The following is a 15,680-nucleotide window of genomic DNA, read 5'->3' as shown; positions in this document are numbered from 1 at the left end:
TACTATGATGAAAAGCGTTCCGAATATATCCAAAATAGATCACAGCAGGCAAATAACATAGATCAGCGTTATTTTTCCAAGCTGTGATCAGTAAGTTTTAAGGATAAGTGTAACCTGCCTACATACACTGCCAGCTGAACTTTATTACAACTTCCTTAACCAGATATTGCGATAACTGATCGGTTCACTTTTATCACCATGGCTCTGTAACTTAATTGGTGAGGCACCATGCTTTCTATATTCCGGCTGGCCAATGTAAGGGGTGTCTCCCTTGAGTATGGTTGCATTTTGCACAAGAATGCCGTTGTGAAATACAGTTGCTACTGCGGGCGATTTTACCGAACCATCCTCGTTGAAACGTGGAGCAGTCCAGGCAATATCATAGCTCTGCCATTCTCCTGGTTTCAAACAGGCATTTACCAGCGGTGGGGATTGTTTGTAAAAACTACCCGCCTGGCCATTCACGTAAGTTTTATTGGTATAATTGTCCAGCACTTGCAACTCATATCCTCCAGCGCCCCAGAGAAGAGCGGCCAGAAATATACCGCTGTTTCCCCGGCCCTGGCCACTTCCGCTTATATTTTCCGGAATCCTGTATTCGATGTGAAGCTGGAAATCCATAAACTTTTCCTTTGTCTGTAGATCACCCACCGACTTATCTACAGTCATGATTCCATCAGATAAATTCCATTTTTTCGTTGAACCAGAATCGCCCGAATTCACCCACTGATCCATGTCTTTCCCGTCAAAAAGAATCATAGCGTCTGAGGGGGCTGCACCAGGCAGCTTGGCCGGGCTTACCTTTACAGGAACAGGAGCCCATACTTCTGTGTCTTCCGGCTTAGCCGGTTGCTGTGCCTGAGCCACAAGTACAGTGGCCACAAGCATCATGGCAATTATTATTGATCGTTTCATGTTACCGATTGGTTTTGGTTAGCTATTGGTTTATTGTTTATTTAATGATTTAATCCAGGTGGCAATTTTGATCACCTCATCTTTTGGAACATTGGTCATCGGTGGCATCGGCGTAGAATAATCAGGCCAGTGTTCCGGCTTAGGCGTATAGATCAGGCTCACTAGTTCATCAACCGTATACTTTTTGCCTGAAATCTCTTTAAACGAAGGGCCAACTTGACGCTTATCGGGATTGTGACAGGCAAGACAGGTATTTTTAGCCAGCAATCCTTTCACTTGGTCATAGGTTGGAATCTTCGCTAATGATGATGTATTTTTTAATGAGGAATTCTTGCTTTGTCCTGCTGATTGAGCCCTGGCAGGAGCTGAATTCCTGGTGCTTATTTCCGAAAGGCTAAGCAGCTTTCCTTCTGGGATATTATTCAGCGTATAATATGCGGTTGGATGGACCAGACTGTAATAGTTTTCCTGCGAGCGGATTCCATTCAAGGTAATGTTGTGAATGTAGCCTTTACGCAGGTTGGCTACAACAATACGGGCCCTGAGTCCATCGGCTGAAACACGGACCCCTTTAACGCTACACTTCTGTTGATTTACCGGCGGACTTCCATACACGCTGTGGTATTTGTAAATGAAGCTCTCTACCGAATAGGAAGCAAGATCTAAAGCATATTTTTTATCGACAGGCTTGGTAAATGTGATTTCAAACCCATCAGGCATGGCCTGAATGCTCAGCATTTCAAAGGGGATTTTGTTGTTCCACACCAGTCGTTGGATGCCCTCTGTAGCCTCACCGGCAGAACCCCATCCCCTGTTGGTTTCGCCGGCAAACAAGGATCCGTCTGTTCCCCAGGCCAGGCGTACAATACCAGATTGGAACCCGCTTCTGAACGGCCAGGCTGCTCCCTGATATTCTCCGTTCACCTTTTCCATAAACACGCGGCTGATCATGCTCTGCCCCTGATCCCCTACCAGCAACTGGCCGGCAAAAGGGCCAAACACACCCGAAGGGATTTTTACGATCTCTGAATTTGAAATACCCAGGATTCCGTGAGGCAGCCAGACTGAGGGTAGCTGAAGTGCAGGAAAATTCTTTTTCATGTCAAACTCTGTTACCACTTTTTCGTTCACATCGTTCTCTGGCTTTACACTGTTTCCCTTGCTGTCATAAATCATCTTTGTCTGGTTCTTGGCAAAGAACTGCTGGGTTGAAAGTTTGACCGGAGACTGCGGCAGACCGGCCCAGACCAGACTGGCCGGATGGCCCATGAAAGCACCTTTTTTAACCGGCATGATGCTTCCGGAACCTACCCAATCACCCTGGTTATCAGTGTAGAACAACTGATCATCTATCATACTAATCCCGCAAGGTGATCGCATACCTGCAGCCCATGGTTCAACTTTTCCATCCTCAAAAATATGTAGTGCCCAGCCTCTCCAGGGAACCATACTTTCGGGATTCCACCAGGTTGGGGGGAAGCCAAGATTCAGGGTTACAAAGAAGGATCCGTCGGCAGCAAGCTTAGGGCCAAAGCTGTATTCATGGTAATTTCCGGACAATGGCCAGGCATAAATGGTTTCAAAGTCATCTGCCACTCCATCCTTATCCGTATCAGTCATCTTGGTAAGCTCTCCACGCTGGACACAATAAAGCGATCCGTTTTTATAGGCCAATCCAAGTACTTCATGAAGGCCCTCAGCAAACTTTTGAAATGTCGGTTTTAATGAAGATGGGTTTTTCACAATAAAAATATCCCCCCTCCTGGTGGTGACACCTAAGTCACCATTGGGCAGTGTGCAGAGTCCGCCAACTTCCAGTATCACACCCTCTGGAGCGGCAACTTTCATGATCTTAAAATAATCATCTTCCTTTGGAGATTCTGCCTGGGCCAGGCAGATGACTGACATCAGTACAAATGTCATCATCAACAGGCAGGAAATACCGTTTTTATAATTGAAATAAATATTCATCTGGTTATTGGTTAAAAAGAATGGAGTAAATGATCTTACTTTGGAATGGAACCAGGAGTTCCTGAGTTCCTTGTATTGTTCTAATGATAGGCTTCAATTTGGCTTCATCCACAATTGTAATGGAATAAGCTTTATCTTCAATAACATAATTACCATCTTTGTGTTCGATAACATTTGCTTTGGCGAGACACAGGTATAAATTATTGGCACTTCCCTCCGACTCAATTTCGCGCCTAATTCCCTGGCCATCATCAATCACTCTGGTCGCATCCTTAACATTCAGCCCATAGGCCTGGTACTTAAAGACCGGCAGACCAGAAGCGTCAAGTGTATACCCCTTTGGTTTGAAGCCTGACCCCACTGTATCTTTTTTAAGTTCAGTTTGTGGTGTGGCTAACCGCTGAATTTGTGGTGTGGCATCGCCAATACGGATCGCTTTTCCCAGTGGTCGCGAAGAACCGTCACCCCTGTCATGCCACATGGGAGTAGCATCCAGGAATCCTCCTTTCCACAACAGGACCAATTGACCGTTGTCTGCGTCGTAAGTATAATGGACTTGCAACGGACTACCCACACTGATGGCATGGGTCACGCGTTTACCTCCATTAAGGTCGATAAAGCTCCGAAGGATCCTATTCCGTTCTGCCTTAATAATAATTGGTTCGACTTTAATGTCCTGTGCAACAGCTGACCGGCCCGTCAGTAAACAAAAAGCCGATACACCTGCAACAAAAAAATAAGAATATAGATTCATGTTTATTTGTAATATTTGGTTATTCAAATGTGTATTATTTAACTGATATCATCAGCTTTTGGGAAATATTACCTGAAGAATTTCCCAGCTGCAGGATAAAGTCTCCAGCCTCAACATTCCAATCCTGTTTATCCACATCGTAGAAAGCAAGATCTGCCGCCTTTAGGGCCAGTTCAACGGTTTTCGTTTCTCCTGGTTGCAAGAACACCTTTTCAAAGGCTTTCAGTTCCTTAACCGGGCGGGGTACCGTGCATACCGGATCATGCACATACAATTGCGCGACTTCAGCGCCGTAGCGCGAACCGGTGTTCTTAACCATGAATTTTATCCTGATCACCTCATCTTTGCCGTAAGTTAATTTATCGGAAGAGAGTGCTCCTAAATCAAAGCTGGTATAAGAAAGTCCGAATCCAAAGGGAAATTGAGGTGATATTTTTTTGGTATCAAACCAGCGATACCCAACCATAATGTCTTCTTTATAATATTGGTTGACGCTATCTCCCGGATAGGAGATTTTACCATAAAAATGTGCGGCATTGTCTTCCAGTTTTTTGGGAAAAGAGAAAGGGAGCTTCCCAGAAGGGTTCACCTCACCGGAGATCACATCAGCCAGCACATTTCCGGCCTCAGAACCCAGATACCATCCCTGCACAATAGCGGGTACTTTGTTTATCCATGGCATAGATACAGCATTACCGCTAAGGAGCACTACAGCTGTATTTTTGTTTGCTTTCAATAAGGCATCAATTAGTTTGTCTTGACCAAAAGGAAGGCTTAACGACTGACGATCTCCACCTTCACAATCCTGAAAGTGATTTTTATTCAGCCCTCCGATAAACAAGACAATATCGGCCTGCTTAGCAAGTTCGACAGCCGCGGTAAGCAGCGAATCTGTATTCAGTTTTGACGGTTCTTCACGTCCGTATAGTGCTGGTCCGGATGCGTAGCCAAGACTGTAAACAATGTGGTCTTTTCCGTATTTGGCAATCAATCCATCTAATGGTGACTGCTCGTAGGCGACCTTCAGTGATGACGAGCCGCCGCCGACAACAAGACTGCGACTGGCATTTTCACCGATCACGGCAATTCTTTTGTGCTTACCTGCAATAACAGGAAAAAAATGCTGTTCATTCTTCAACAGCACGATTCCCTCCTGGGCAATCTTACGGGCTGCCTCACTGTGCTGTGATGAAACAAAACGGCCAAAGGGCCTGTTGGCACTCATGGTGGTCCGGAAAATTAAACGGAGGATGCGACGGGCCTTGTCATTAAGTAAAGCGATGTCATATTTTCTTTCTTTAATTCCTTTAAGGAAAGGATTGGCCAGGTAATAATCCGAATAAGGGAACTTGCCCTTGGTTGTTAAACCATCGGTATAGGTCCCCATTTCGAGGTCCAACCCGTTTCTCACAGCCTGATCAGTGTTATGGACGCCCCCCCAATCACTTACCACCATGCCGTCAAATTTCCAGTCATCTTTCAGGATTTTGTTCAACAGCAGGTCGTTATGACAACAATACTCTCCTCTGAACTGATTGTATGCGCCCATGACTGACCATACTTTTGCCTGCTGTACTGCTGCCTTGAAAGCCGGCAGATAAATCTCATGGAGTGCGCGATCACTGAGGTCAACATTGATGTGTCCGCGCCATTGTTCCTGATTGTTCAAGGCAAAATGCTTTACACAGGCTGCCACGCCCACAGACTGGACTCCTTGAATATAAGGCACCACCATACGAGAGCTCAGGTAAGGGTCTTCACCCAAGTATTCAAAATTACGACCATTTAATGGCGTGCGGTAAATGTTTACACCAGGTCCTAAAAGCACTGTTTTGTTGCGGTAACGTGCCTCTTCTCCAATTGATCTGCCATACAGCAGGGACAATTCTGGATTGAACGTGGCCGATAGGCAGGTAAGTGCCGGAAATGCGGTACAGGAATCGTTTGTCCAGCCGGCTCCTCCCCATTCATCCCACAACACTTCCTCCCTGATTCCGTGAGGTCCGTCATCGGTCCAGATCTCCGGAATTCCCAGCCGAGGGACACCTTTTGAACTGAACTTAGATTGGGCATAACAAAGGGATACTTTTTCCTCAGTGGTCATCGCCGAAAGCGCACTTTCAATCCGCTCTTCTATGGGTTTATTTACATCAAGGTAAATTGCTTGCTGTTGCGCATGAACCATTATCGAGGCACCTATTGCTGCAATAGCTAAAAATATTGATTTCATTCAATTTTTACGCTTTGGGTTTAATTTTGGTTTTTTCTAATAGGGGCTATTCCCTTCATTAGACAAGCCGGGATGTGGTTGCCTGGTTTTAGCCATGCAAAGCTAACTTCGGCCATATTAGTCCCAGAGCATTAATGTTAAAGAAACAGGAAGAAATGTTAACCTTTTGAGCTCGTTTCCCACAGACATGCAACTCAACACATAGGCTTTAATCTGCTAAAACAAAGATAATCTATCGGTTAAGAATCGGATTTTCGCTTTTCCGCTATATATTCTGAAGGGAGTACGTGGTATTTCGCTTTGAAAGATTTGGCAAAATAATTAGGGGTACTAAAGCCTACCATATAGCAGATTTCGGCAATTGTCTTATCACTTTTTTCCAATAAAACCGCCGCTTTCTCCAGCTTGACTGACCGGATAAAATCCACAGGGCTTTTGCCGGTCACCTTTAGGCATTTTTTATACAAAGATACCCTGCTCATGGCGGTATGCCTGCTTAGGTCTTCTACAGATAACTGCGGGTTGTGAAGATTTTCTTCAATATAAAGCATGGCTACATTAAGGAATTTCGCATCATCGGATTCTATTTCCATCTCCGGCAAGGCCATATTAATCTGCCTGGTATAGGTTTTTTTAAAGCTCTGTTGCAGGGCGAGCAGGTTTTTGATTTTAGAATGTAAAATCTCAAAGTTAAAAGGCTTTGTCATATAGTCGTTTGCACCTGTGTCTAACCCTTTAATCTGCTCCTCCTCGGCGGTCAATGCCGTTAATAAAATAATCGGGATATGCCTGGTCCTTTGGTCTGCTTTAATTTTCCCGCATAGTTGGTTTCCGTCCATTTCAGGCATACTGATGTCAGAAACGATTAGATCTGGATGCAGTGCGAGGGCTTTTTGCCAGCCTTCTTTGCCATTGGAGGCTTCTTCTATCTTATAAAATTCCTTAAGGTTATCTTTAAGATAAAACCTAAAATCCTCATTGTCTTCCACCAGCAGGACCACCGGTGCGTTTTTGATACGCATCCGTTTGACGGCTGCTCCTTTTTTCTCCGCATTTTCAGCGGATCCATCCCTACCAAGGTATAAACTTTGAGCAGCCTGCTGCTCTTGTTCCTCCTCTGCCGCATAGGCTACCTTCAGGTGAGCTGTGAAACAACTGCCCTCACCAGGTTCACTTTCTACTGTGATGTCTCCTCCATGCATTTTCACAAACTCTTTTGTAATGGAAAGGCCAATTCCTGAGCCTTGATTGAGAATGGAAGCAGAAGTCTCATGCTGGAAAAACCGCTCAAAAATAATTTCCTGTTTGTCTTTTGGAATACCAATCCCGGAGTCTGTCACTTTCAATTCCAGCAGTACCCAGCTATGGTCACTTCTGTTGGGCAATGTTCGCAATTCCACGCTCACCTGCCCTCCCGAAGGGGTAAATTTGAATGCATTTGAAATCAGATTGAATAGTATCCGTTCCACCTTGTCCGGATCAAATGATACCTGCAGGTTTTCCACAGCACTTTTAAAAGTCAATTTGATTTGTTTGCGCTCGGCCAGGTCATAAAATGAATCGGTTGCCTCTTTAATAAAGGATACAATCTCGCCGTCGCTTCTGTTTAGCTGCAATTCCTGCTCCTCCATTTTACGGAAATCCAGTAGCTGATTTACCAGGTTCAGTAAACGTCTTGCATTTCTTTTGATCATGGTCAGCTGCCCAAGCCTGCCTTTTTCATTTGCCTGGGCTAGCAGTTTGTCTACTGGGGCCAGGATTAAAGAGATCGGTGTTCTGAATTCGTGGCTCAGATTTGTTAAAAACTTAATTTTCAACAGATCAAGCTCACGCAACCTTTCGGCTTCCCTGCGGTCCTGCTCACGCAGTTGGCTGGCCTGGATCCTTTCCTGTACCAAAGCAAATTCACGTCTTAACTTATTGATCCCTCTGCGTCGGATAACCAGTAGCAGCAGCCCTATAGTCAAAGCATAGAGCACATATGCCCAGCCGGTACGCCAGAAGGGAGGTAAAATCGTTATTTTCAATTTAGACTCAGCCAGAGCTACGGTATCATTTTCATTAAAGGCCTTTACATGAAAAGTATATTCTCCTGGATCAAGGTTTGTAAAAGTAGCATTACGTATTTCTGAAGGAACGGTAAGCCAACGCGCGTCAAAACCGTCCAAATTGTATTTGTAGGTAATCTTATTGGGTGCAAAATAGTTGAGTAGGGCGAACTGAAGTGAAAAGATGTTTTCTTTATAGCTCAGAGTCAAATTCCTGAGCGATGTAATGGTTTCAGGCAGAATTATTCTTCCGTTTATTTTTTCACCCACATTCACTGGATGGTAAAACACCTCCAATCCGGTCAATGCCAAAACAGATGGAACCTGGGTACTTTGAATTTGCCTGGCATTGAAAATATTGAAACCATTTGGCCCTCCGAAAATCAACTCGCCTGCTTGGGTTTTATAAGCACTATTGAGGTTAAACTGGGCAACTTGCAAACCGTCGGACTTATTGTATTTATTGTATTGAAATGTGTAAGGTTTTGTTTCAGTAGCCTGGGAAATTTTGTACAGGCCTTTTCTGGAACCATACCAGATCTGATGCTGCTCATCTTCAAGAAGGGAAAAGACGGAATTTTCTGGCAAGCCCGTAGTCTCAGTTAAATTGTTAAACTTACCAGTTGCAGGGTTGTATATGCTTATACCTTCTCCTGTACCTATCCATATCCATCCTCTACTGTCTTCAATAATTGAACTCACATCATTTTGAACCAGACTATTTTTGTCTTTACGGTCACTTACCAATTGTGTAAACCTGCCAGTTTTATAATTCAATATGTTGACCCCAGCCGTGGTACCAACCCAGATATTTTTATTTTTGTCTTCATAGATGGAGGAAATGCCATAAGCATTTAAGGTATTTTTCACCGAGGGGTTAAAATGTTTAAATCTTTTGGTGTTGCGGTCAAACAAGTCTAATCCACCATTTAAAGTACCCACCCAGAGCCTGCCGGAGGAATCTTCCAGCAGCGCATAAATCCGGTTATCCGAAAGGCTGTAAGGGTCTGAACTATGCCTGAAGCTGGTAAATTTATGGCCATCAAAGGAATTAAGCCCCCCTAGATAGGTTCCGATCCATAACGTGCCTGAATGATCGATACACAGGCTTACCACAATGTCACTGCTTAAAGAATTGGGGTTGGCGGGGTCATTACGATAGTTCTTAACCTCCCCGGTGCGCCTGTTAAGATACATAAGGCCTGAACCATTTGTTCCAATCCACAAATTACCATTTTTGTCTTCTGCGAAGGCATTCACATCCTTTTGCAAGGACCTGTTTGCTGTCAAATATTCATTTCTGGGAAATTTATAGATGTTTTTATGGTAATAATAGAGGCCTTTCTTAGCGGTTCCGATCCAGATGATGCCAGTGTTATCCCTATACAAAGAAGCTACACTGTTGTCACTTAGACCCCTCGGATCTTCTTCTTTGCTTAAAATGTAAGTTAATTTATTCGTCCGTTTATCTAAAATATTAATTCCCCCGTGATCAGTCCCGATCCAGATGTCTCCATTTTCTCCCTCCAGTACATCGATGACGTTATTGGAGCTCAAACCCGAATGATCTTGCTTTTTTCCAAAATACAGACATTTGTCACTTGCCACATTGAGGTAATATAGCCCAAAAAGATTACCGGGACTGTATATAAAAATATTGCCTTGAGCATCAAGGCTAAGGTTGAAAGTATTTTCCTGTGTTCCCCAACGTTTGTTGACATCAAAGTATCTGCCGGTGACCTTTTGCGTCTTTAAACTAAATTTCTCCAGTAAGCCATTGGCATAGACCACCCATAAATTACCTTTTAAATCCTCAGCAAAATCACTTATCAGACCTAAGGACAGGGAACCGATCAGTCCATTTTTAGAGGTATATGCTGTGGTGGTCTTACTTTTGGTATCGTAACAAAAAATGCCCTGATTCTCGATATAAAAATAGAATTTCCCCCTACCATTGGATTTTATCTCACGCAGGTATCCCCCGGGAATCTTATATTCCTGAAAGTGCTTATCCTGAAACCGTTCAAACTGCTCTGTCAGAGGATGGTATATGATGAACCCACGATTGGATTTAATCCATAATTCTTCACCCGGTCCGCCAAATATTTTGACGATATAACCATCGGGTAAACTGGTGCTGTCCTTTGAATTGTGCTGGAATACCTTAAATTCATATCCGTCGTATCGGCTCAGACCAGCTGTGGTGCCAAACCACATAAAGCCTTTTTGATCTTTATATATTGCGTTTACCCGGTTGTCGGATAAGCCATTAGAAATATCTAAATGGGAAAACCGATATACGTTTTCCTGTGCAAGAAGAGAATTACACAGCAGCAGTGCGCTGAGCAGAACAAAAAACCGAAACATATATTCCTCTATTAAATACTTTAGTTATTCCCATCAACCCGGGAGCAATTAAAGTCAAACCCAAAACAGGTCATCATTGGTTACTTCATATTGGGATAGCTAAGCTACGTTTAAATCCGGATTTTTTTACTGCTTTCCCAGCAATCACCGGTAGATGGGCCAATAGTTTTTTTTATCGCTTGGGTTAAAATTCAAACGCCAGCCTGCACAATGACATAGCTGACGTTTGCGAGCGTATAATGCAGATTGGTTAAAATCTTATTTCCGGTTTTTTCCATTCGAATCTATTCTCCACCTGAAATACTGGTCCAGTACCTGCAGTGACTTTTCGTCTGGAACGGGTCCTACATGGGCCGTCTCACCGAAATGCATCACTGACGGCTGTCCCGCATGAAACTCAGGCCATTCCGGCAGTCCTTTACCGTTAGGGTTTCCGTACTTCACAAAGTTGATCCAGTAATTGCCCATTGCTTCCGAAATTTCCAAATCTGACTTGGAAGTTTTCGGATTCAAAGGATCCATATGCTGGAAAACATAGGAAACGTCCTGTGCATGGGGAGAGCCTTGTCCGTATTCAGGCGTACCCTCGGGATAATTCGGATGCTGGTCAAAAAAATAGTAATACACCTTTGATTTTCCTGTTTTTGACTGGAGCCTGGCCCAGGTCCAGTTGTGCCACCCAAATGCAGCATCCCTTGATAAATTCCTTGCCGAGCGGGGAACAGAATTCTCCTCTACCGGGTAGGCCTTAATCAGCTCATCGGCAAATTTCCCATAACGTGCTTTTACCCCATCGGTATATTCTTTAGGGCTCTTTCCCGGAGAGAAACTTAGTCCCTCATCGGAATTGTAGCCAATAAGTACCGGTACATCATTGTACCGGCCGGCCTGGTATAATTTATATTGAACATCCGGAATCACATATCCATCTATTACAGGCCAGGAGCTGCCAGCACCCCAGCCCATAGGGAGCTGAGCTGCTTCCAGTTTTCTAAGCTCTTCTATGGAGGTCGCTCCAGCTTTTGCTGCATAGCTCAGCCCATCACTTTCTGCATCGTTCAGCGCTTTCATGTTCTCACCGGGATAGGTTTTAACACTAGCAGGCCCAAAAGATCCTCCACTCTGCGAAATTGCCGCTCTAAAAAGACCTTTGGCTAGTGGAGAGGCAGACAGCATGCTCACAGAAATTCCACCGGCCGATTCTCCAAAAATGGTCACCTTTTTGGGATCGCCACCAAAAGCAGCAATATTTTTCTGCACCCATTTCAGTCCCGCAATCTGATCCAGTAAGCCATAATTACCCGAAGTGTGATGAGGTTCCTGTGCGCTTAAAGCCGGATGTGCCAAAAATCCAAGTGGACCTACCCGGTAGGCAATGCTCACAAAGATGACTCCCTTTTGCGCTAGTTGCTGTCCGTCATACCAGCCTTCGGCAGTTGATCCGGAGCTGAAGCCTCCTCCATAAATCCATACCATCACCGGCAAACGCTCTTTGTCTGACTTTGCCGGACTCCATACATTCAGGTAAAGACAGTCTTCACTTTTGCCACCTGCCGGACTGCCTCCCTGCATTGGCGCAGGTGCAAAATGGTCAGTTGACCTTACTCCATCCCAATTTACAACCGGCTGCGGCGCTTTCCATCTGAGTGGCCCGACCGGAGGAGCCGCAAAGGGGATTCCACGGAATATTGTCAAGTGATTTTCTACGTTTCCTTTTATCCTGCCTCCTTCCACATTAATCTGGGCAGGCAACTGGCTCTGACAGGTAAAGACTTTGAATGTCATCACTACAGCTATTACTGCAGTATTTCTAAGTATGTTCATCGTTTTTATTAATTTATAGGGGTAAATTTAAAATTCTTAAAGGTTACTTTTCCTTCTCCTATCGAGCACAGGCCTATCCTTAGGCTCAAAAAGCCACTCAGTACATTATGATGTATGGCAGAAACATCAAGCGAACTTTCAATTTTGTTCCACTTCATGCCGTCTGTACTATAATACATATGCACAATATTATCCATATTTTTAAGGCGAAGGAATACCCGGTTGTTTATCACGTTTTTTTCGGTTTCAAACTGCCAGCCACGTATGTTCGCCAATATATTTTTATTGTTGGCCAGGATCCCTGAAAATGCACTATTGTTGTAAAAAAGAACCAGCCCTCCTGTTGCCTTTCCTTCAATGGACAATTCTACATCCGCGGTATAGGAATGACCCGAGGGAATACACAATAAGGGCGCACTGTTGGCTACCTGACTCCCTTTGCCTTTAATGGATAAACCACTGTCAGATAACTGGAACCTGCCGGCATCCAGTTCTCCAAAAAACTCCCACTGCGATTTTAGCTTATTCCCCTTAAAATCATCATTCAATGTAAAGTTGGTCTTATCGGCAACTAAATTTGGTTTTTTGATCGGTTTGCTATCGTCCACTCCATGTGGCACTTTATACCAGCCATCTTTTGTCCATTCCAACGGAAGCAATAAAGTTTGCCGCCCCTTATTGTAAAAACCATCTTCGTATGCATGGAATACCATCCACCAGTTTCCTTTTGCATCCTCAAATGGGGTGCCGTGACCTTTCGATTTCCATTTTTCCAATGGTTTTGTGGTTCTGATAATCGGATTATAAGGGGAATTTTCCCATGGTCCGAATAATGATTTTGATCGTGCGGAAATGACCATATGCCCGGTTGCAGGACCTGCTGTTCCCCCCTGGGCTACAGTAAGGTAATAGTACTCACCTCTTTTGATGGGCTTGGGACCTTCCAGGCAAAAACATTCGATGGTCCAGTCTTTAGGTATCGGCCAGCCTTTGTATGAGTCTTTTAAATTTCCTGTAACAGAAAGACCATCATCAGACAAAGGCACAAACCCACCGTTGCTAAAAAACAAATACCTTTTCCCATGTTCGTCTGTGATGTGCCCCGGGTCAATGTTACCGATTTTCAGATCGATTGGTTCACTCCATTTGCCATCAATCGAATCCGATGTTACCACGTAATTGGTACCATTTGCAGGAAAATAGATGTAGAACTTATCTTTATATTTCACCAGATCTGGTGCATACACAGAACCTACATATTTATGCAAAGCATGGGCTACCGGCCGCCAGTTGATCAGGTCTTTTGAATGCCATACCAACAGGCCGGGATAATATTCAAAGGAGGAATGTACCATGTAATAGTTATCCCCATCACGTAATATACTAGGATCGGCATAATCTCCTGCAAATATGGGATTTAAATAAAAACCGGACCCTTTTTCATTAGACTGCGTTTGATACTGTGCTTTTGCCAAAACACTGAGCTGGATAAGCAAAATAATTGTTATTAATTTATTCATATGAATTGCTTAATCTCTTAAAGTATCACCAGGTTCAGCAGGAGCAGTAATCCCTCTCCAGTTATCTGTTCTGAAAGGAACAGCAGGCAATCCTTCTGAATTGATCAGGTTGCATTCAGGATTATCTGCCCAGCCATAACGTACTGATTCAGGATCAGTAACTTTATCGCTGTAAACCACTACTTCCTTTCCCTTAATAGCAGCCTTAGCCCAATAGAATTGTTTATTTTTACCTGCAATGGCAAAACCCGCCAATCCTTCCGCACCTTTGGTTAAAAGCGCGCTGGCAGTATTGGTAAAACTGATGTATATGCGGTTTCCTTCTTTTCTATAGCGTCTATACCTTGGGCCGGATGCAATGATATTTTGCCTATAGACCAGTTTATTTGCAGCCAGTGCCAAACGCCTGCCCACTTCCTGTTTGTTGGTAGGATGTATGTCATTGGCAGCCCCAATGTCGATGATACAAGCCATCGCCGTATTGGGCTGTGATAAGGTCAATGCCTGGGCTTCTCTTAATTCTGCCCATTCACTTTCAGCAGGATGCGGCTTTCGGTCCTTGAAATTTGCCAGCTGGGCATACAGAAAGGGCAGATTACCCTGTCCCCAACGTTCTCTCCAGTCACTGATCATCATGGGAAACAACTTCCGGTAGTGATAAGCTGCTGAGTCATTTGCTTCTCCTTGATACCAGAGAAACCCTTTGATACCATAAGCAATAACCGGGTTAATCATCGCATTAAAGAGCAATGATGGATAATACTGGTAATTGTTCATTTTAGGAAGTGCCGGTTCAGCTGTTGTCTCATACGACCATTTTCCCGCCAAAGAGACCTTATCAGAACCATCTGTGATATAAATTTCGTCTGCCGGAGCATTCAGACCTCCTCCACCCCATAACATAGCGATTCTCATGGTAATGACATTCTCTCCCTTTTTAAGTAATTCGGCAGGAATTGTATAAGACTGCCTTGCATTGCTATTCCATACCACCTTACAGATTTCCTTACCATTAAAATACATTGAATAGTTCGTTTCCGGACGTCCAATGCTTATCGTTAGCGTTTTTCCGGAAAATGATTCAGGTAAATTTATTGTTTTACGCAGCCAAACCATCCCTTCATAGGGTCCAATTCCGAAATCTTTAATCATTCCCGGCATCTGAACAACCGGCCAGTTAGAATCATCATATCCCGGCAAGGGTATTATTTTATCTGTATTATTTTGCGGGTGATACACCATATCCCAAAAATGAACCATCTTAAGACTATCTTTTATAAAGCTCTGTTCGCTTAAGGTATCATTTGCAAGTGTGCGCACTTTGGTAATCCCCGAGGTAAGCAGTTTGTCGCGGCTTGTCCAGGACTCGATTGGTGTCCCTCCCCATGTGCTTTGAATGATCCCGATCGGAACCTGCTGATCCCGATGTATTTTCCTGGCAAAATAGTAGGCAACCGCTGAAAACGTTGACACATTTCCAGGGCTACAGACCTTCCATTTTCCCTTGAGATCCTGCTGAGGACTTAATTTCTTATCCTGTGCCACCTGAAAGAAACGGATCTGGTCAAAATTTGCATTTGCAATTTCCTTATTTGCATCCTGAGCCTGCTGTACAGACCATTCCATATTAGACTGTCCTGAAGCAAGCCAGACATCTCCGACAAGGATACCTTTAAGTCTGATTTGAGAGTTCGGTTTTCCCAACTCAAAAATTTTGAGTTCGTAAGGCCCACCTGCCTGCACTTGATCAAACCGAACCTTCCATTTGCCATCCTGACCGGCCGTTGCCGTGGCGAGGAACTTTCCAATTTCGGCAACTATTGTCGCACCGGGCGTTGCGCTGCCCCACACAGGAATTTTAATATCCCGCTGTAGTACCATACTGTCACCGAATACTTTTGGCAAGGTAATCTGAGCATACCCCTGCCCCTGAAGGAAAAGAAACAGTATGAAAATTATTAAAGTAACCCGTCGGACAGATCCCACTGTTTTCTTCATATGGAGACCATTCTGTATTAAAGTGTTATTCATCTTTTTAATGCTGATCACAA

Annotated in this window: 8 protein-coding genes; all 8 read right to left on the bottom strand. The window is 44.1% G+C overall.

Going from position 1 to position 15,680, the window contains the following annotated elements:
• Positions 1-144: 144 nt before the first annotated feature.
• On the bottom strand, positions 145-915 hold the full coding sequence (locus CPT03_RS02450; protein WP_099437355.1) for a DUF1080 domain-containing protein: 771 nt from the start codon (positions 913-915) through the stop codon (positions 145-147).
• Positions 916-945: 30 nt separating this feature from the next.
• The gene (locus tag CPT03_RS02445) at positions 946-2,886 is read right to left on the bottom strand and encodes a c-type cytochrome (protein ID WP_216641589.1); all 1,941 of its coding nucleotides are present in this window, start codon (positions 2,884-2,886) and stop codon (positions 946-948) included.
• A 4-nt stretch (positions 2,887-2,890) separates the two neighbouring features.
• Positions 2,891-3,478 (bottom strand): hypothetical protein, encoded by a 588-nt coding sequence (locus CPT03_RS02440; RefSeq protein WP_157766329.1) that lies wholly within the window; start codon positions 3,476-3,478, stop codon positions 2,891-2,893.
• A 196-nt stretch (positions 3,479-3,674) separates the two neighbouring features.
• Entirely contained in the window at positions 3,675-5,870 is a 2,196-nt protein-coding gene (locus CPT03_RS02435) for a beta-glucosidase family protein (RefSeq protein ID WP_099437353.1), read from the bottom strand.
• 239 nt (positions 5,871-6,109) lie between these two features.
• Entirely contained in the window at positions 6,110-10,285 is a 4,176-nt protein-coding gene (locus CPT03_RS02430; protein ID WP_099437352.1) for a hybrid sensor histidine kinase/response regulator transcription factor, read from the bottom strand.
• Between the two features lie 258 nt (positions 10,286-10,543).
• Positions 10,544-12,109, bottom strand: a complete 1,566-nt coding sequence (locus CPT03_RS02425; protein ID WP_099437351.1) for a carboxylesterase/lipase family protein — start codon at positions 12,107-12,109, stop codon at positions 10,544-10,546.
• An 8-nt stretch (positions 12,110-12,117) separates the two neighbouring features.
• Positions 12,118-13,629 (bottom strand): family 43 glycosylhydrolase, encoded by a 1,512-nt coding sequence (locus CPT03_RS02420; RefSeq protein WP_099437350.1) that lies wholly within the window; start codon positions 13,627-13,629, stop codon positions 12,118-12,120.
• A 9-nt stretch (positions 13,630-13,638) separates the two neighbouring features.
• Positions 13,639-15,627 carry a sialate O-acetylesterase gene (locus CPT03_RS02415; RefSeq protein ID WP_099440981.1) on the bottom strand — a complete coding sequence of 663 codons (1,989 nt, stop codon included), beginning with the start codon at positions 15,625-15,627 and terminating at the stop codon, positions 13,639-13,641.
• Between the last annotated feature and the right edge of the window lie 53 nt (positions 15,628-15,680).

It is taken from the genome of Pedobacter ginsengisoli (assembly GCF_002736205.1).
Lineage (GTDB): Bacteria > Bacteroidota > Bacteroidia > Sphingobacteriales > Sphingobacteriaceae > Pedobacter > Pedobacter ginsengisoli_A.
Note: the sequence above shows the minus strand (reverse complement) of the source record. Positions and strands in the feature narration are given on the sequence as shown.

Excerpts from the sequence above, each read along its gene's own strand:
- CPT03_RS02450 (WP_099437355.1), bottom strand. The coding sequence starts at position 915 with ATGAAACGATCAATAATAATTGCCATGATGCTTGTGGCCACTGTACTT.
- CPT03_RS02445 (WP_216641589.1), bottom strand. The coding sequence starts at position 2,886 with ATGAATATTTATTTCAATTATAAAAACGGTATTTCCTGCCTGTTGATG.
- CPT03_RS02435 (WP_099437353.1), bottom strand. The coding sequence starts at position 5,870 with ATGAAATCAATATTTTTAGCTATTGCAGCAATAGGTGCCTCGATAATG.
- CPT03_RS02430 (WP_099437352.1), bottom strand. The coding sequence starts at position 10,285 with ATGTTTCGGTTTTTTGTTCTGCTCAGCGCACTGCTGCTGTGTAATTCT.
- CPT03_RS02425 (WP_099437351.1), bottom strand. The coding sequence starts at position 12,109 with ATGAACATACTTAGAAATACTGCAGTAATAGCTGTAGTGATGACATTC.
- CPT03_RS02420 (WP_099437350.1), bottom strand. The coding sequence starts at position 13,629 with ATGAATAAATTAATAACAATTATTTTGCTTATCCAGCTCAGTGTTTTG.
- CPT03_RS02415 (WP_099440981.1), bottom strand. The coding sequence starts at position 15,627 with ATGAAGAAAACAGTGGGATCTGTCCGACGGGTTACTTTAATAATTTTC.